The sequence below is a fragment of the Bartonella sp. CL100XZDX genome (genome assembly GCF_042195375.1).
Lineage (GTDB): Bacteria > Pseudomonadota > Alphaproteobacteria > Rhizobiales > Rhizobiaceae > Bartonella.
Genome location: NZ_JBHIOH010000045.1, coordinates 223207 through 240531, shown reverse-complemented (window position 1 = coordinate 240531; position 17325 = coordinate 223207). Strand labels below are relative to the sequence as shown.

The window sequence follows — 17325 nt, the reverse complement described above, 5'->3', positions numbered from 1 at the left end:
AATACTTTTCACGAATCTGTCCGTCTAGCTTAGCTTGTCATAAACGGTCAAAAATGATTTAACGACTTAAAACAACGGGATGATCATCAAGTGTACGTCCCTCAAAACGATCAACATTTGAAGAATAAAGAACGAGGATAACACGTCCAGAGTTATTATAAAAATATAATCTTTTTCCTTTAACGTCCCACGACCTCACTTGGGAAGCAATTCCTGGACAGTGTAAAGGACCAGCACGGTACCCTTTTCCAAACTTTGTTTGTGGAGTTGCAATCCGGCAAACTTTTCCTCCCATAGAAAGATTCCATACCCCAGCAATACTTGCAGGAAATAAATCAGTGGCACTGCTTGGCAATTCGAGACTAGCCATTCGTCCATCGCTCTGAGAATCTCCTTTTTCATACACCGAAGCGTTTGCGTCTTCAGATATCGACGAAGAAGGAGACGACAGATCAGACGCTTCCAATATTGTCATTTGTTGAGATGGATAAAAAACTTCTAATGCGTTATTATCGTCATTACCATCAAACCGTGTTGTTGAACATCCCCCTAAAAACATTACAGTTGATAGTGCAACGAAAAACGAAACTCTTGAAAACGCCATGTCTGTACTCTCTCCCACGACAATAAATAAGTTCACAAAAAAATTAAGCGAATATTTGTTATAGTTACAAAGATAAATTAACAAATTAAAAAAAACAGGTTAAAATCACTTATTTTAAACGAAATAACTTATGTACCAAATTTTATATTTATTAAACACTGGAAATTTATAATATTTTCAGCCATATATCTCTTTTATAAGTAATCATTAGAAATAGAGAAGTTTCATGAAAACGCCATTTAGCAAAATGGACGGTCTTGGAAATCAAATTATTGTTGTTGATATGCGTGAAAGCACTCATGCTCTTACACCAAAAGCAATCCTTGCTTTGTCAGCAGATCCTGAAATGCATTTTGATCAAATCATGGCTATCCACACACCAACCCAGAAAAAAGCCAACTTCCGCATCGAAATATGGAATGCCGACGGATCAATGGCTAAAGCTTGTGGCAATGGTACCCGCTGTGTCATCGCATGGCTTAAAGATCACAATTTTGGTGAAAAATTTCATTTAGAAACTCCCGCTGGAATTATTGAAGGGAAATACCAAACCGACAATCTCATTTCTGTTGATATGGGATGCCCAAATTTCAATGCAAAAGAGATGCCTGTTTCACGTGAAATAGTTGATACCAATCACGTAGAAATTACGGCTGGTCCCCTAAAAGACGCTTGTCTCATATCCATTGGCAATCTCCATGCTATCTTTTTTGTTGGAAATGATATTCAACATATTCCATTAGAGGAATATGGGCCAAACCTTGAACATGATCCCCTGTTTCCCGAACGGTGCAATATTTCCATTGCTTGCATAACGTCAAAGAAAAGTCTAAATTTACGTACATGGGAGCGAGGAGCAGGATTAACACAAGCATGTGGGAGTGCTGCTTGTGCAAGTGCAGTGGCTGCTTATCGTCGTGGACTTACAGAGCGCCATATTGATGTGAACTTACCAAAGGGAACACTTAATATTTTTTACCGAGAAGACGATCACATTATTATGACAGGACCAATAAAATATCAATTTAGTGGTTTTTTAAGCCCTTTAACAGGGTCCTACAAAAAGGATCACTCCTGATGGCAATAGAAATTGTAACTTTTGGTTGTCGACTTAACAGCTACGAATCGGAAATCATTCGCAAAGAAAGTACTTCTTCAGGGCTAGATCAACTTAAAGATGGTGCTATTATCTTTAATACTTGTGCTGTCACTGCCGAAGCCGTACGACAAGCAAAACAAGCTATCCGCAAAGCACGACGTGAAAATCCTCATGCGCGTATCATTGTAACAGGGTGTGCAGCCCAAACAGAAGCACAAAATTTTGCCTCAATGACAGAAGTGGATCTCGTTTTAGGAAACGAAGATAAACTTCACGCCCATTCTTATCGTCAACTTCCTGATTTTGGTATTAATCATTCTGAAAAGGTGCGTATCAATGACATTATGGAAGTACAAAAAATTGCCCCACATATGGTCAGTGCAATGCAAGAGCGCACCCGCGCTTTTGTACAGGTACAAAACGGATGTGATCATCGCTGTACATTTTGCATTATTCCTTATGGACGAGGACCATCTCGTTCAGTTCCCATGGGTGCTGTCATAGAACAAATTAAAAAGCTGATAGGTGGGGGTATCCAAGAGGTGGTCCTTACAGGTGTTGACCTTACAAGTTATGGCCACGACCTTCCTGGAAAAGCTACTCTAGGAAAATTAACTTCAGCAATTTTGCATCATGTTCCTGACTTAACGCGATTACGCCTCTCATCTATTGACTCTATTGAAGCAGACGAAGAACTCATCAATCTTTTAGCTTATGAAACAAGAATCATGCCCCATTTGCATTTATCTTTGCAAGCAGGTGATAATATGATTTTAAAACGGATGAAACGGCGTCATCTGCGCGAACATGCCATTCAATTTTGCCAAGAGTTGCGTGCCAAACGTCCTACAATGGTGTATGGTGCTGACTTAATTGCTGGTTTTCCTACAGAAACAGAAGAGATGTTTCAAAACAGTCTTGTTTTAATCAAAGATTGTAATTTAACCCATCTCCATGTCTTCCCCTTTAGTCCAAGAGAAGGAACACCTGCCGCACGTATGCCACAAATCAACCGTAAAATAGTTAAGATGCGTGCTGAAAAATTGCGTAAAGCAGGTGAGATGGCTTACCAAAAGCATCTTGCTCATTTACAAAACAGTCTACAAACAATTCTCGTTGAAAAAGATGAAATCGGACGAACAGAAGATTATACCCTTGTACAGGTTAAAGGTGCAAAAGCAGGAACAATTGTTCAAGCCCTTATCGTTGATCATGATGGCGATAAATTGATTGCTGTCCTTCCAAAATTAAACGCTGCTTGAGCAGGAAAATTCTTATGACGAAATCTTTTATTAAAAAAATATTCTCTTTTAACAAATCTCAAGAGCAAGAAATTGAACAACAGATTTCTATTCCTGATAAAAGCGATATAATAGAAGAAAATAAAGACAAAAATGAAAAGACAAAAAATAACCAAGTTTCTATAGACACAGAAAAAGAAGAACAAACAAAAAATCCAGAGTCAATACTTACAAAATATGATGAAAAATCTCCATTTCTAGAATCCCGTTCTGATAAAATTCCTTTTTCCGGTAAAATTATTGTCACAGACAACATCCGTGAAAAAAAGAATGAAGAAATTTTATCTGAACCTTCTGTTGAACAAAAAAAGACAGCGTGGTTTGGGCGCCTTAAAAAAGGTCTATCCCTTTCTTCACAACGCTTAAGCGGATCAATTAGCGATCTCTTTGTTAAAAGAAAACTTGATGAAGACACATTGCAAGAGCTCGAAGATATTCTTATCCAAGCTGACATAGGTGTAGAGACGGCAACACGCATCACAAATACTTTAGCTTCCAGTCGTTACGGAAAAGACCTCTCCCCAGATGATATTCATACTATTGTAGCGGATGAGGTCAAAAAAGTTCTGGAACCTGTTGCAATACCATTGGAACTTGATCTCAGCCATAAACCGCATGTTATTTTGCTGGTAGGTGTAAATGGCACTGGAAAAACGACAACTATTGGAAAACTTTCAGCAAAATTAACAGAAGGGGGATTAAAAGTTATGCTGGCAGCTGGTGATACTTTCCGAGCCGCAGCTATTGAGCAACTACACATCTGGGGTGAACGTACCAATTCTCCTGTTATTTCAACAAAATTGGGTGCAGATGCCGCCAGCTTAGCATTTGATGCTTATGAAAAAGCAAAAAAAACAAACAGTGATGTATTAATTATTGATACAGCAGGGCGTTTACAAAATAAATCTGAATTGATGGATGAATTAGCAAAAATTATTCGTGTTTTAAAAAAACATACCCCCCAAGCACCCCATACAATCCTTCAAACGCTTGATGCAACAACCGGACAAAATGCACTCAACCAAGTAGATATTTTCCGCGATATTGCTGGTGTTAATGGTTTAGTCATGACAAAGCTAGATGGGACTGCACGAGGAGGAATTCTTGTCGCTATCGCAGCAAAATATAAATTACCCGTTTATTTTATCGGTATAGGAGAAGATATTGAAGACCTTCAACCCTTTTCTGCTTCTGACTTTGCCGAAACTATCGCAGGAAAACATGCATGAAACAGCCTTTATCTAATCCTAATTTACACAATAATTCTGAAAAAAAAATGAATAACAATAAAAAAAAATCTCTCTCACCAACACTTAAGTTTCTTTTGGAAATGGGTCCATTGGTTGCCTTCTTTTTTGCCAATTATAAGGGAGAATGGCTGATAAAAAACATTGGATTTTTTCAAAATTTTAACAAATCTATTTTCCCTGCAACAGCTATTTTCATGGTAGCGATAATTATTTCCCTAAGCTTATCATGGATCCTTGCAAGACAAATTCCTATTATGCCTCTTATTTCGGGAATATTTGTTTTAGTTTTTGGCTTTCTAACTCTCTGGCTTCATAATGAAACTTTCATAAAAATGAAACCGACAATCATTAATAGCTTATTTGCTTTTATACTTTTTGGTGGGATGTTTTTTAAAAAACCACTTTTACGTTATGCTCTTGATTCTACCTTAAAACTTGATGATTTAGGTTGGCAAAAACTTACCTATCGTTGGGCGTTTTTTTTCATTTTTCTTGCCCTTTTGAATGAAATAATTTGGCGTAATTTTAGCGATAATTTCTGGACAAGTTTCAAAGTATTTGGCGTCATGCCTATAACAGTCCTTTTCATGCTTACCCAAATGCCTATAATTATAAAACATTCAAAAGGACTTTTTACAGAAGAGGACAAATCTGATTCTTAAAAAAATCACCACTACCGATTATTTTATAGATTCATCGCCAAACACTGTTCGGGAGAAAAAATATGTTGATTGAACAGTTTATTTGTCGAGAAGACAATTTTGGTATACTCATTCATGATGAAAAAAGTGGTATGACAGCTGCAATAGATGCTCCTGAAGGTGGAGCTATTCATAACGCCTTAAAGCGCCACAATTGGACACTTAACACTATTTTTGTAACTCATCATCATCACGACCATGTAGAAGCCCTATCAGAATTAAAACAAGTTTACAACGCTATGGTTATCGGGCCAGAAGCAGAAAAAGAAAAGATCAATTATCTTGATCAAACACTTCAACCTGATGAAAGTTTTTCTTTTGGCACACACCTGCTTTTAGCTCTTTCAACACCTGGTCATACTTTAGGCGCATTATCTTACTATTTTCCTGAGAAGAGTTTACTCTTTGCTGGAGATACACTTTTTTCATTGGGCTGTGGACGTCTTTTCGAAGGAACACCTGCACAAATGTTAAATTCTTTAAAAAAACTTCGTAAACTTCCTGATGAAACACTTCTCTATTGTGGACATGAATATACAAAAAATAACGCTCTTTTCGCACTAACAATTGACCCACATAATAAAAAACTCCACCAAAGAATAGAGGAAGTTTTTTTGCTACGTGCAAAAAACGCTATGACTTTACCTGTCACTTTAGGGCAAGAAAAAGCCACCAATCCCTTTCTCCGCTGGGATGATAGTGTGTTGCGAAGGAACCTTGTAATGGAAGAAGAAACAGATGAAGAAGTTTTTGCTGAAATTCGAAGAAGAAAGGATAATTTTTAACCATGCTTAAGTTCGTATTACGTTTGTTTCTCCTTTTTCTTTTCGTGATACATATTCAACTAACAAGAGCAGAGGAAAAGGAAACAGATAATTCTTCTCTTATATCCCCTCTCATTGCAAATTATCCCTTAACAGAAGATCTTTTTTTAAAACTGGAAAAAATTGAAAAAGAATGTGAAAATTTACTTCCAGAAACAAAAAATGATCTTATCACTTATGATTCTAGTATCCACTCTAATATTGAAAACTACACTACCTATATTTCTAGTAAACCAAAACTTATGAATATTTTTAAAAAAAATAATATCAAACCAGAAGATTTTGCTGCTGGAAACTTAGTACTTAAAGAAATATCCGCGCTTCTCATATTTGCACCTGAAAAGGAATATTCTACTGAGAAAAATACTATATTTCTAAACAATCTTGAATTTGTTAAAAAACATTTTTACAAAGCAACAATTCTTTTAGATAGCTGTGAAAAACTCATTTTGAGCAACTAATCAGTTATGAAATGTTAGAAAATATCACCCCTTTAATCTAATAAAGAAGTCAGTGCATTAAAAAATCACCGTATTTTTATCATTCCTAATAATTGTTTTTATTTCGATTATATTTACAAATGTTTTTCTAAAAATAAAGAATAACAGACGGAAAAGTATTTATTGAAATTCAAAAAAGAAAGGATAATTTTTAGTCATGTTTAAACTTCTATTGTGTTTTTTCTTCATTTTTCCTTTTGTATCATACGCTCAAGAAAAAAAACAAGAAATAGATGATCCTTCTTTTATACCACCTTTCATTGCAAATTATCCCTTAACAGAAAATATTCTTTTAAAGCTGGAAAAAATCAAAGAAGAATGTAGAAATTTAGCTTCAGAACCAGAACAAACAAATACAAAAAGTGATATCAATACTTATGATGATCATATTGAAAAATATGCTGCCTATATTTCTAATAATCCAAAACTTGTGAATATTTTAAAAGAAAATAATATCACACCAAAAGATTTTGTTGTTGCTCACCTAGCACTTAAAGCAACATTATATGTACTTACTGATGAGGAAAATTATACTTATGAAAAAAACTCTTTACCTTCAAGAAATCTAGAATTTGTTAAAGAACATATGTATAGAATAATCCAAATTTTAAGAGATAACTGTTAAAAATCTTTTTATAACAATTGATTAACTTTGTAAACGCCGACAAATTTCATCTAATTGTTCTAATGAAGAGTAATGTATTTTTAAATCGCCACCTTTTTTACCATGCCGAATAATAACTTTCATTCCTATCACATCTGCAAGTAATTTTTCTAAAGATTTTGTTTCAGCATCTTTTTCCGTATTGGTACGCTTTTTAGTTTTAGGATTGGCTTTCTCATATGCAAGTATTTCTGTTTGACGTACTGAAAGCCCTTCACGAATAATTTTCTCAGCTAAATTTTGTGGATCATCAACGGTTATAAGACAACGTGCATGACCAGCAGAAAGTTGTCCATCCGTTAAGAATTGTTGTACTCTTTCTGGAAGTTTTAATAAACGAAGCGTATTTGCAACATGACTACGACTTTTTCCAATAATTTGTGCTAAATCTACTTGTGTATAATCATGCTCATTCAAAAGCATCTCATATCCTTTTGCTTCTTCGATAGGATTAAGATCTGCCCGCTGAACATTTTCAATAATAGCCAATTCCAAAGCGGTTTTATCGTCCACATCACGAATAATAACGGGTAATTGACTTAAATTCGCACGTTGTGCTGCACGCCAGCGCCGTTCACCCGCAATCAATTCAAACCGATGAGGATGATCTCTTAAAGGCCTTACAATAACCGGTTGAACCACACCGTGTTGACGAATTGATTGTGCCAAATTATCAAGCTCTGTTTCAGTAAAATGACGCCGAGGATTGTGAGGATTACATGAAATAGATTCAATAGAAATAAATCGCTCAGAAATACTACCGGATTCATTTAATTTATCAAAGCTTGATGAACGTGCAATATTGTTGTTTAAATTGATATCTCCAATCAATGCAGCTAATCCACGTCCTAGTCTTTTTTTTGAGAGATCATCATTCATAATTTTTCTCTTTGAATTTTTAGATTATTTTTTTATATTTTTAAGCAGCAGCGCGTGCTTGTTTTTCACGTTGTATCATTTCTGATGCTAGACGCAAATAAGCTTGGCTTCCAGCACATTTGAGATCATAAAGCAATACAGGTTTTCCAAAAGAAGGTGCTTCTGATACTCTTACATTTCGTGGAATAACAGTACGATAAACTTTATCTCCCATAAAAGAACGTACATCTTCAACAACTTGATTTGAAAGGTTATTACGTCCATCATACATTGTTAGAACAATACCTTGGATTTCTAAAGATGGATTAAGTACGGATCGCACTTGTTTTACTGTTTCAAGTAATTGACTTAAACCTTCAAGTGCTAAAAATTCACACTGCATAGGTACCAAAACAGAATCCGCGGCCCCCATAGCATTAAGTGTTAAAAGATTAAGGGAGGGAGGACAATCAATTAAAATATAATTGAATTTTTTTTCCATTTCCGGATCATCATAGAGAGCTTTACGTAAGCGTTGTATGCGATCTTTTGATGAAGAAATTTCCATTTCCACACCTAAGAGATCAAGTGTAGAGGGAACTATATAAAGATTGGGTACAGCTGTTTTTAAAGCCGCCTGTGTAATTGAAACGCCCGAAACCAAAACATCATAAGACGATAAAGGACGGCTATTACGATCAATCCCCAAACCAGTACTTGCATTACCTTGTGGATCAACATCCATAATAAGAACATTTTCACCAATGGCTGCTAAAGCTGTTGCAAGATTAATTGCTGTGGTTGTTTTTCCGACTCCACCCTTTTGGTTTGCAATAGCGATAATTCGTGTTTCGCTCATTTTGCTCTACCCTCTATATGATCGAATATGAGAAATTTCCAAAATAACAGAATTTTCATCAACTTTACTTTTATGTTTTAACAGATCAAAGTGCCAATTGGCAGAGGCATTTTTTATTTCTGTAGCGTAATCCCGACCTTTTTGCAAAAGAGCTATAGTTTTTTCTGTTAATAAAGGAAAAATAAGTTGTAAAAGAGTATTAAGCGGCGCTAATCCCCGTGCCGTTATAATATCAGACATGGGAATTTTTTGATATATATCTTCAATCCTAGCGTGATAAACCGTTGCTGGAAGATTAAGTTGAGCAATAATTGTTCGCAAAAAAGCAACTTTTTTGCCATTACTTTCAACAAGATTAATATGTCCTTCTTTTTTTTCTTTCAAAAAGATAGCAATCACAATTGCAGGAAAACCTCCTCCTGATCCTAAATCACACCAATGTAAAGAATGAGCATACAAAGGAAAAATTTGTGCTGAATCTAAAATATGTCGTGTCCATAGATCTGGTATTGTTGTAGCAGATATCAAATTAATATGCGCATTCCATTGAAGTATTAAAGACTCAAACTGAATTAAATTTTCCATTGTTTCACGTGAAACAGAAGGAACAATATTTAATAATTGTTGATATTTTTTTTCTATAGAAAAATCCATTAAGCTGTTTTAGCCTTTTCACGTCGTTGACGTTGAATATATGTAATAATAAGAGATAACGCAGCGGGTGTCATGCCATCAATTTTTTGTGCATCAGCAATTGAACGCGGCGATACTTCTTTAATTTTTGATTTAAGTTCATTTGAAAGACCTGAAATTGCCTGAATATCAAGAGAAGAAGGAATTTCTAAACGCTCATCTCTCTGAAGAGAAGCAATATCTTGTGCTTGTTTATCTAAATAAACCGCATATCGTGCTTCAATTTCTAAAGATTCTGCTGTTTTAGAATCAATTTTTTGTAATTGTGGCCAAAAATCTGAAAGACGCTCTAAGGTCATATGAGGATAAGCAAGAAAATCATAAGCCGAACGCCGAATTCCATCATGATTAACATGTAATCCATGAGCAGAAGCTTCATTAGGTGTAAAAAAAATATTTTGACATATTGATCGTGCTTGATCAAGCCGTTGTTGTTTTTTCTGATAACATTCCCAACGTATTTTACTCACAATACCCCATTTTTGTGCCAAAGGTGTTAAACGCGTATCAGCATTATCAGATCGTAAAGATAAACGAAATTCGGCACGTGATGTAAACATCCTATAAGGTTCACAAACACCACGTGAAACCAAATCATCAACCATAACACCAATATAAGCCGTAGATCGACTTATAAGTATTTCATCTAATTTACCTACTTTACGTGCAGCATTTAATCCAGCTAAAAGTCCTTGTGCTGCTGCTTCCTCATATCCTGTTGTACCATTAATTTGTCCTGCTAAGAACAAACCTGGTAAAGAGCGTAATTCTAAGCTTCTCTTTAATTGTTGTGGATTAACAAAATCATATTCAATAGCATAACCAGGTTGCAAAACTATAGCATTTTCCAAGCCTTCAATGGTTTTCAATAGAGAAATTTGCACATCTTCAGGAAGAGAAGTAGAAAGACCATTTGGATAAACAGTATCATCATTTAATCCTTCTGGTTCTAGAAAGATCTGATGTCCATCACGTTCTCCAAATTTCACAATTTTATCTTCAACAGAAGGACAATAACGTGGTCCTAACCCTTCAATATTTCCAGAATATAAAGCAGAACGATAAATATTATCGCGAATAATTTGATGTGTTTTCTCATTTGTACGTGTTATTGCACATTCAATTTGTGGTTGTTCAATTTTCTCTGTTAAAAGAGAAAAGGGTATGGGATTTTCATCTGCTTGTTGTTTTTGGAGAGCTTCCCAAGCAATTGTTTTTTTACTCAAACGAGCAGGGGTTCCTGTTTTTAATCGTCCAAATTTTATATGATATTTTTTCAAATGTTCAGCAAGTTTTACACTTGACTGATCTCCCATACGACCAGCAGCCCATGTTTTATTACCAATATGAATAAAGCCATTTAAAAATGTCCCTGTTGTTAAAACAACAGCACCAGAAAAAATTGTTCCTTGTTTTTTTAAAATAACACCTGATACACAATTATCTTTAACAACCAGATCAATAACTTCATCCTCAATAAGAGTAAGATTTTCTTGTTCTTTTAATAATTTTTGAATTTCTTTTTTATAAAGTTGTCTATCTGCCTGTGTTCGTGGTCCTCTTACTGCCGGTCCTTTATGTCTATTAAGTAGTCTAAACTGAATTCCAGCAGCATCTGCTGCTCTTCCCATGAGACCATCTAATGCATCTATTTCACGAACTAGATGCCCTTTTCCAAGTCCACCAATAGCAGGATTACACGACATTGTTCCCAATGCTGATATTTTATGTGTAACAAGCGCTGTTTTGGCTCCTACACGCGCTGAAGCTGAAGCTGCCTCACAGCCAGCATGACCACCACCAACAATAACAACATCATATGATTGCATTTAATTCATTCCGTAGAAAATATTCTAAGGTTTCACGTGAAACAATATATAAATTACATAATCTTTATAATCTGTCTATGAAATAATCAATGTTTCACGTGAATCATTATTTACCAACACAAAATTCTGAAAAAATAATATCAAGCAAATCTTCAACATCAATATCTCCTGTAATTTTACCAAGAAAATCACTTGCACAACGGAGATGTTCTGCACGTAAACTGAGATCAAGAGAATGATAATTAAGAGAAAATTCAATCTCTTTAACAGCCTCCTTTAACAATTGAAGTTGTCTTTTACGTGCTGGAACAATATTTCCAATTTCAGAAGCACGATGATGACAAAATGATTCAAGTTCTTTTATAAAATAATCAAAATTTAAACCAGTTAATGCGGAAAATTGTATAGACCAACGCTGATCATTTTTTTCATAAAGATCAAGCTTATTGCCAACACACCATATTTCAGCCGATGTTTCTGGTAAATCAACCTGCTTAGGATTTTCTATATCATAAACCAAAATAACCAAATCAGCTTCCATAACATGCTGTTTAGCAACTTCTATTCCCATCTGTTCTATTTTATTTTCTGTTTTTCTAAAACCAGCAGTATCCGTTAAAAAAATAGGTAAACCACCAAGAATAATTCTCATTTCTAAAGCATCACGGGTTGTTCCTGCTTCTTCCGTTACAATAGCAACAGATCTTCCTGAAAGACGATTCATAATGCTTGATTTTCCAGAATTAGGAGCACCAGCAATAACAATTTTTAATCCATCACGTAAAATACTCGCACGCTCTCCTTCAGTAATATATTCTCGAAGAGAGGTACAAAGATCTTCAATATCTTTCCAAACTTTATCAGATATTGCGTTGGGAATATCTGCTTCATCAACAAAATCAAGTTCTGCCTCAATAAAAGCACGTGCCTTCATAAGCTTATGACGCCAATCACGATAAAGCGTCGTTAAATGTCCACTTGTACCCATAACAGCTAAACGCCGTTGGCTTTCCGTTTCTGCTTCTATTAAATCAGCAAGACCTTCTGCTTGAACAAGATCTAATTTTCCTTCCATAAAAGCGCGACGTGAAAATTCACCTGCCTCTGCAATACGGCATCCAGAAAATGTCGATAATTCATCGAGAAAACGATTAACGACGGCTTTTCCTCCATGTAAATGGAATTCTGCACAATCTTCCCCCGTAAAACTATGAGGAGCAGGAAAAAAAACAGTTAAACCAGAATCTAAAAAACTACCATCACGAGCAGTAAGATTTCCATAATGCATAAAACGTGCTTTAGGTAAACGACCACAAAGCGTTTTAACTATATCTACAACATGAGGACCAGAAAGCCGAATGACTGCAACCCCTGAAGGTAACAATCCACTCGAAACAGCAAAGATTGTATCCACAGGTTTTATCCTAATAAAAACTTTAATGACTCTACGTATTCATTGAATCAAAAAATTCACTATTGTTTTTTGTTTGCTTTAATTTATCAATCAAAAATTCAATTGCATCTGTTACATTCATAGATGCTAAAATACGACGAAGAACAAAAATTTTATGTAAATCTTGTCGTTCTACCAGAAGTTCTTCCTTACGCGTTCCTGACTTTAAAATATCCATAGCAGGGAAAATACGCTTATCAGCAACTTTTCGATCAAGAACAATTTCCGAATTACCTGTTCCTTTAAATTCTTCAAAAATAACCTCATCCATACGACTTCCTGTATCAATCAAAGCCGTTGCAATAATGGTTAAAGATCCGCCTTCTTCAATATTACGTGCTGCACCAAAAAAACGTTTTGGACGCTGGAGAGCATTTGCATCCACACCACCTGTTAAAACTTTACCCGAAGAAGGAACAACTGTATTATATGCACGCCCAAGACGTGTAATAGAATCGAGAAGAATAACAACATCACGCCCATATTCAACGAGACGTTTGGCTTTTTCAATGACCATTTCTGCCACTTGTACGTGACGTATTGCTGGTTCATCAAAAGTAGAAGAAACCACTTCTCCTTTCACTGAACGCTGCATATCAGTAACTTCTTCTGGTCGTTCATCTATTAAAAGAACAATGAGATAACATTCAGGATGATTAGTGGTAATAGAATGAGCAATATTTTGAAGTAAAACTGTTTTTCCCGTCCGAGGAGGAGCTACAATTAACCCTCTTTGTCCTTTTCCCAATGGAGATATCAAATCAATCACGCGTGATGACATATCTTTCTCTGTAGGATCTTGTATTTCCATTTGGAAACGTTCATTTGAATAAAGAGGAGTAAGATTATCAAAGTGAATTTTATAACGAATCTTTTCAGGTTTTTCAAAATTAATTGTATTAATTTTAAGGAGAGCAAAATAACGTTCTCCCTCTTTTGGACTGCGTATAGGACCCTCAATTGTATCACCTGTCTTTAAAGAAAACGACTGTATTTGTGCAGGTGAAAGATAAATATCATCAGGACCAGGAAGATAATTAGCATCAGCAGATCTCAAGAATCCAAATCCGTCTTGTAAAACTTCAACAACACCCTCTCCTATAATTTCTACGTCTTGTAGAGCAAGTTTTTTCAAGATAGCAAACATTAATTCTTGTTTGCGCATAAGGGAGGCATTTTCAACTTCTAATGTTTCAGCAAAAGAAACAAGCTCAACGGGATTTTTGCTTTTAAGTTCTTGTAGTTTCATTTTTTGCATGAAATATGCTCTTTGTAATGGAGAAGATTGTTCTAAATAATTTATGGAAATTTATGAGTGAAATATTATTAAGAAAAAAATATTCTACACTCAATTTTTTTAATCTGCAAGTACCATTTATATGAAATTTATTCCTGTAATATTAAGTAATTATATGAAAAACTTGAAAAAATATAAAATCCAAATAGTATTTAATTATTTTAATAACAAAAATGTGAGTTAAATTTATAGCATTAATGAAACGCTATTCAAAAGTATTTTTACAGAAATTAATATTAATAAATTTATATTAAAGAAAGGATTATTCTTATTTATAACTGTGTTTAGTGTGGATTATTATTTATCCTCAATTTTATCCACAAAAGGAAGTGAAAAAAGAATAAAAATAACACTATCTTAAAGATATTATCCCCTCTTTTTTTATAAGAGGGATTAAATTATCACAAGCATTTAATTTGTGCATAAAAAAGGAGAATTTTTCCTAAATTTTAGTTTTATAAAAAATGGTGAAGATATATACACATGTCTTAACAAGGAGTTAAAATTTTTGTGACAAAAGAAAAAAAATTCTTTCATTTACACATGCTTTCTGATGCAACGGGAGAAACATTAATCTCTGTTGGAAGAGCTGTAGCATCGCAATATGCAATGAGTCAGGCAACAGAGCATATCTATCCTATGATTCGTAATAGAATACAGTTACAAAAAGCTCTTGATGAAATACAACAAGAACCAGGTATTGTTCTTTACACAATGATTGATGAAGAATTTAAACTTCTCCTTCAAAAAATGTGTAAAAAAATAAAAGTTCCCTGTATTGATATATTACATCCTGTTTTAAATGCTTTTCAGTCTTACCTTGGAATGCCAACACATTTACGTGCGAGCGCACAACATGATCTTAATGCGGATTATTTTCGCCGTATTGAGGCACTGGATTTTACAATAGAGCATGATGATGGACAGTCTTCCAGTAGCTTATCCGAAGCAGATGTGATTCTTGTGGGAATTTCAAGAACCTCTAAAACGCCAACAAGTATCTATTTAGCAAATCGCGGAATAAAAACGGCTAATATTCCTCTTATTCCTAATATTGATTTGCCAGAATCCCTTTTAGAGGCAAAAAATTCTTTAATTATTGGTTTAATTGCTTCAGCTGAAAGAATCTCACATATCCGCCAAAATCGAGATTTGGGAGAAAGTTTTGCTCTTGATAATTATACAAATCGTATCAACATAGCTGAAGAATTAATCTATGCAAAACGCATTTGCGAACGTTTTGGTTGGCCTATTATTGATGTCACAAGACGTTCTATTGAAGAAACTGCTGCTGCAATATTTGAACTGTTATCACGATTTCGTGAAGGAAATGAGAGAAAATTCTCATGAACGCAGATACGTTAATATTAGCATCTCTTAGTTTTTATCGTGCAAAATTATTAAAAAAAGCAGGTTTAAATTTTTCCATTGAAGGAGCTTCTTTTGATGAAAGAGAAGTAGAAAAAAAAGCAAAAGAAAAAACACCTAAAGAACTCAGCTGTTTTCTTGCGAGCGCAAAAGCAAAAAATGTTTCAGATCGTTTTCCTGATGCTTTCGTTATTGGTTGTGATCAAGTTCTTGATTTGAAAGGTCAAGTTTTTCATAAAACAACAAATATTAAAGAAGCACATCAACGTTTATGTGAGTTATCAGGAAAAACCCATTCTCTTCATAGTGCGGTAGCTTTATTTAAAAATGGTCAAAAAATTTGGGTTGAAGCTTTTAGTGCACATATGTCCGTCCGTTTGCTCTCGTCAGAATTTATTGAACGTTATTTAGCACGCGTAGGAAAAGATGTTATAAACAGCGTGGGAGTATATCAAATTGAAGGAGAAGGGATTCATCTCTTTGAAAAAATTGATGGAGATTTTTTTACCATTGTTGGTTTACCTTTGCTTCCTCTACTCATAAAACTGCGCCACTTAGGAATTATTGATGGTTGACTTAACAATAAAAAAGACAAATTATCCGCGTGCTTTTGTTGTTGGTTCTCCAATTCATCATTCAAAATCGCCAAAAATTCACAATTTTTGGCTTAAACAATATGGTTTACAAGGAGAATATATTGCACAAGAAGTAACATCTGAAGAATTCAGTCATTTTATTGCGTCTTTACAAAAAATAGGCTTTTGTGGAGGAAATGTTACTTTACCTTATAAACAGGAAGCTTTTCGTTTAGCAGATTATAAAGATGAGAGAGCAACAATGATTGGTGCTGTTAATACACTTTGGTATGAAGGAGATAAGCTTTGTGCCACGAATAGCGATGCCTATGGTTTTAGCGCTAATCTTGATGATTTTATATCTGATTGGGGAGGGGAAACAGCTCTTGTTTTTGGAGCAGGTGGTGCCGCACGCGCTATCATATATGCCTTAAAAAAACGCGGATTTGAACAGATTTATCTGATTAACCGTACAAAACAACGTGCTGATAATTTAGCTCAGCATTTTGGAAAAATCATTAAAGTTTACGATTGGCATAAAATCCATGAAATACTTCATCAAGCTGATTTGATTGTTAATACAACCTCTATTGGTATAAAAAATCCAGAAGAAAAAAGTGATTCTTTTTTTTGCGATTTTCATAAAGCAAAAAAAACGGCGTTAGTAACAGATATTATTTATACACCATTGATAACTCCTTTTTTACAACAAGCAAAGGCTTGTGATCTCAAGACGGTTGATGGGCTTGGGATGCTTCTACATCAGGCTGTTATAGGGTTTGAACAGTGGTTTGGAATAAGACCACAGGTAACAAAAGCTTTACGGACAGCTATTTTAGAGGATATGAGTGAAAAAAGAGAATGAAGATCATAGGATTAACGGGATCAATTGCTATGGGAAAATCAACAGTTGCTGATTTTTTCAAGCAAGCGGGTATTTCTGTTTTTAGTGCTGATGAAGCAGTAAAACAGCTTTATAAAAGTGAGCCAGCTTTGTCATTCATAGAGCGTATTTTTCCTGGTGTTGTTGAAAACGGTGAAGTTAACCGTTTGAAACTTTCTGAAATTTTGATTGATGATAAAGAAAAATTACAAACATTAGAAAAAATAATTCATCCTTTGGTGCAAGAAAAAGAAAGGGAATTTATTGATATAGCGCGTGAACAAGGGAAAAAATTCGTTATTCTTGATATTCCACTTTTGTTTGAAAAAAATGGTGAAAGTCGTATGGATAGCGTTATTGTTGTTTCTGCTCCACCAGAAATACAAAAAGAACGTGTCATGATTCGCCAAGGTATGAATGAGAAAAAATTTGCCTTTATCAATGCTCAACAAATGCCAGATGAAAAAAAACGAGAACGTGCTGATTTTATTATTGATACAGGGAAAGATTTAGAGAATACACGTCAACAGGTTTTTGATGTAATAAAAAAACTAAAGAATTGAAGTT

At 34.7% G+C, this 17325-nt stretch carries 18 protein-coding genes; 11 read left to right on the top strand and 7 right to left on the bottom strand.

Annotated elements, in window-relative coordinates; all coding sequences use genetic code 11:
- Positions 1-58: 58 nt before the first annotated feature.
- The gene (locus ACFILU_RS04960; protein WP_273790161.1) at positions 59-604 is read right to left on the bottom strand and encodes an AprI/Inh family metalloprotease inhibitor; all 546 of its coding nucleotides are present in this window, start codon (positions 602-604) and stop codon (positions 59-61) included.
- 226 nt (positions 605-830) lie between these two features.
- Here ACFILU_RS04960 and dapF point away from each other — a divergent pair, with 226 nt between their 5' ends.
- The 7 genes from dapF (at position 831) to ACFILU_RS04925 (ending at position 6904) form a co-directional block, all read left to right on the top strand.
- The gene (gene dapF, locus ACFILU_RS04955) at positions 831-1682 is read left to right on the top strand and encodes a diaminopimelate epimerase (protein WP_375674985.1); all 852 of its coding nucleotides are present in this window, start codon (positions 831-833) and stop codon (positions 1680-1682) included.
- Positions 1682-2965, top strand: coding sequence for a tRNA (N(6)-L-threonylcarbamoyladenosine(37)-C(2))-methylthiotransferase MtaB (gene mtaB / locus ACFILU_RS04950; RefSeq protein ID WP_273790163.1), 1284 nt, complete (start codon positions 1682-1684; stop codon positions 2963-2965). Before dapF ends, mtaB begins: the two co-directional genes overlap by 1 nt.
- A gap of 14 nt (positions 2966-2979) precedes the next feature.
- The gene (gene ftsY, locus ACFILU_RS04945; RefSeq protein ID WP_273790164.1) at positions 2980-4233 is read left to right on the top strand and encodes a signal recognition particle-docking protein FtsY; all 1254 of its coding nucleotides are present in this window, start codon (positions 2980-2982) and stop codon (positions 4231-4233) included.
- Positions 4230-4916 (top strand): septation protein A, encoded by a 687-nt coding sequence (locus ACFILU_RS04940; protein ID WP_273790165.1) that lies wholly within the window; start codon positions 4230-4232, stop codon positions 4914-4916. The genes ftsY and ACFILU_RS04940 overlap by 4 nt, the downstream gene beginning before the upstream one ends.
- Before the next feature lie 62 nt (positions 4917-4978).
- Complete coding sequence (gloB, locus tag ACFILU_RS04935; protein ID WP_375663337.1) at positions 4979-5740, top strand: hydroxyacylglutathione hydrolase; 762 nt, start codon at positions 4979-4981, stop codon at positions 5738-5740.
- Positions 5741-5742: 2 nt separating this feature from the next.
- Entirely contained in the window at positions 5743-6240 is a 498-nt protein-coding gene (locus tag ACFILU_RS04930; protein WP_375674984.1) for a hypothetical protein, read from the top strand.
- Between the two features lie 196 nt (positions 6241-6436).
- Positions 6437-6904, top strand: coding sequence for a hypothetical protein (locus ACFILU_RS04925; protein ID WP_375643031.1), 468 nt, complete (start codon positions 6437-6439; stop codon positions 6902-6904).
- A gap of 21 nt (positions 6905-6925) precedes the next feature.
- Here the strand turns inward: ACFILU_RS04925 and ACFILU_RS04920 are convergent, their stop codons facing one another.
- The 6 genes from ACFILU_RS04920 to rho all read right to left on the bottom strand — a co-directional run bounded on the left by ACFILU_RS04920 (position 6926) and on the right by rho (position 13893).
- Positions 6926-7822, bottom strand: coding sequence for a ParB/RepB/Spo0J family partition protein (locus ACFILU_RS04920; protein ID WP_375674982.1), 897 nt, complete (start codon positions 7820-7822; stop codon positions 6926-6928).
- 40 nt (positions 7823-7862) lie between these two features.
- Positions 7863-8660, bottom strand: a complete 798-nt coding sequence (locus ACFILU_RS04915) for a ParA family protein (RefSeq protein WP_273790170.1) — start codon at positions 8658-8660, stop codon at positions 7863-7865.
- A gap of 6 nt (positions 8661-8666) precedes the next feature.
- Positions 8667-9314, bottom strand: coding sequence for a 16S rRNA (guanine(527)-N(7))-methyltransferase RsmG (gene rsmG, locus ACFILU_RS04910; protein ID WP_375674981.1), 648 nt, complete (start codon positions 9312-9314; stop codon positions 8667-8669).
- Positions 9314-11182, bottom strand: a complete 1869-nt coding sequence (gene mnmG / locus ACFILU_RS04905; RefSeq protein ID WP_375674979.1) for a tRNA uridine-5-carboxymethylaminomethyl(34) synthesis enzyme MnmG — start codon at positions 11180-11182, stop codon at positions 9314-9316. Before mnmG ends, rsmG begins: the two co-directional genes overlap by 1 nt.
- A 106-nt stretch (positions 11183-11288) precedes the next feature.
- A complete protein-coding gene (gene mnmE, locus ACFILU_RS04900; RefSeq protein ID WP_375637274.1) occupies positions 11289-12596 on the bottom strand; it encodes a tRNA uridine-5-carboxymethylaminomethyl(34) synthesis GTPase MnmE in 1308 nt (435 codons plus the stop codon).
- A 31-nt stretch (positions 12597-12627) separates the two neighbouring features.
- Positions 12628-13893 carry a transcription termination factor Rho gene (gene rho / locus ACFILU_RS04895; RefSeq protein ID WP_015857121.1) on the bottom strand — a complete coding sequence of 422 codons (1266 nt, stop codon included), beginning with the start codon at positions 13891-13893 and terminating at the stop codon, positions 12628-12630.
- A gap of 549 nt (positions 13894-14442) precedes the next feature.
- On the opposite strand from rho, the gene ACFILU_RS04890 reads away from it, so the two are divergent.
- From ACFILU_RS04890 to coaE, 4 genes are read left to right on the top strand one after another with little or no spacing between them, the layout of a single operon-like run.
- Positions 14443-15282 (top strand): pyruvate, water dikinase regulatory protein, encoded by an 840-nt coding sequence (locus ACFILU_RS04890; RefSeq protein WP_273790174.1) that lies wholly within the window; start codon positions 14443-14445, stop codon positions 15280-15282.
- The gene (locus tag ACFILU_RS04885; protein WP_375674977.1) at positions 15279-15875 is read left to right on the top strand and encodes a Maf family nucleotide pyrophosphatase; all 597 of its coding nucleotides are present in this window, start codon (positions 15279-15281) and stop codon (positions 15873-15875) included. The genes ACFILU_RS04890 and ACFILU_RS04885 overlap by 4 nt, the downstream gene beginning before the upstream one ends.
- The gene (locus tag ACFILU_RS04880; RefSeq protein ID WP_375674975.1) at positions 15868-16740 is read left to right on the top strand and encodes a shikimate dehydrogenase; all 873 of its coding nucleotides are present in this window, start codon (positions 15868-15870) and stop codon (positions 16738-16740) included. The genes ACFILU_RS04885 and ACFILU_RS04880 overlap by 8 nt, the downstream gene beginning before the upstream one ends.
- Complete coding sequence (gene coaE / locus ACFILU_RS04875) at positions 16737-17321, top strand: dephospho-CoA kinase (RefSeq protein WP_375674974.1); 585 nt, start codon at positions 16737-16739, stop codon at positions 17319-17321. The genes ACFILU_RS04880 and coaE overlap by 4 nt, the downstream gene beginning before the upstream one ends.
- The last annotated feature ends 4 nt before the right edge of the window (positions 17322-17325 follow it).

Bases quoted from the DNA above. Each gene is read 5' to 3' on its own strand.
- ACFILU_RS04960 (WP_273790161.1), bottom strand. From the start codon at position 604: ATGGCGTTTTCAAGAGTTTCGTTTTTCGTTGCACTATCAACTGTAATG.
- dapF (WP_375674985.1), top strand. From the start codon at position 831: ATGAAAACGCCATTTAGCAAAATGGACGGTCTTGGAAATCAAATTATT.
- mtaB (WP_273790163.1), top strand. From the start codon at position 1,682: ATGGCAATAGAAATTGTAACTTTTGGTTGTCGACTTAACAGCTACGAA.
- ftsY (WP_273790164.1), top strand. From the start codon at position 2,980: ATGACGAAATCTTTTATTAAAAAAATATTCTCTTTTAACAAATCTCAA.
- ACFILU_RS04940 (WP_273790165.1), top strand. From the start codon at position 4,230: ATGAAACAGCCTTTATCTAATCCTAATTTACACAATAATTCTGAAAAA.
- gloB (WP_375663337.1), top strand. From the start codon at position 4,979: ATGTTGATTGAACAGTTTATTTGTCGAGAAGACAATTTTGGTATACTC.
- ACFILU_RS04930 (WP_375674984.1), top strand. From the start codon at position 5,743: ATGCTTAAGTTCGTATTACGTTTGTTTCTCCTTTTTCTTTTCGTGATA.
- ACFILU_RS04925 (WP_375643031.1), top strand. From the start codon at position 6,437: ATGTTTAAACTTCTATTGTGTTTTTTCTTCATTTTTCCTTTTGTATCA.
- ACFILU_RS04920 (WP_375674982.1), bottom strand. From the start codon at position 7,822: ATGAATGATGATCTCTCAAAAAAAAGACTAGGACGTGGATTAGCTGCA.
- ACFILU_RS04915 (WP_273790170.1), bottom strand. From the start codon at position 8,660: ATGAGCGAAACACGAATTATCGCTATTGCAAACCAAAAGGGTGGAGTC.
- rsmG (WP_375674981.1), bottom strand. From the start codon at position 9,314: ATGGATTTTTCTATAGAAAAAAAATATCAACAATTATTAAATATTGTT.
- mnmG (WP_375674979.1), bottom strand. From the start codon at position 11,182: ATGCAATCATATGATGTTGTTATTGTTGGTGGTGGTCATGCTGGCTGT.
- rho (WP_015857121.1), bottom strand. From the start codon at position 13,893: ATGCAAAAAATGAAACTACAAGAACTTAAAAGCAAAAATCCCGTTGAG.
- ACFILU_RS04885 (WP_375674977.1), top strand. From the start codon at position 15,279: ATGAACGCAGATACGTTAATATTAGCATCTCTTAGTTTTTATCGTGCA.
- ACFILU_RS04880 (WP_375674975.1), top strand. From the start codon at position 15,868: ATGGTTGACTTAACAATAAAAAAGACAAATTATCCGCGTGCTTTTGTT.
- coaE (WP_375674974.1), top strand. From the start codon at position 16,737: ATGAAGATCATAGGATTAACGGGATCAATTGCTATGGGAAAATCAACA.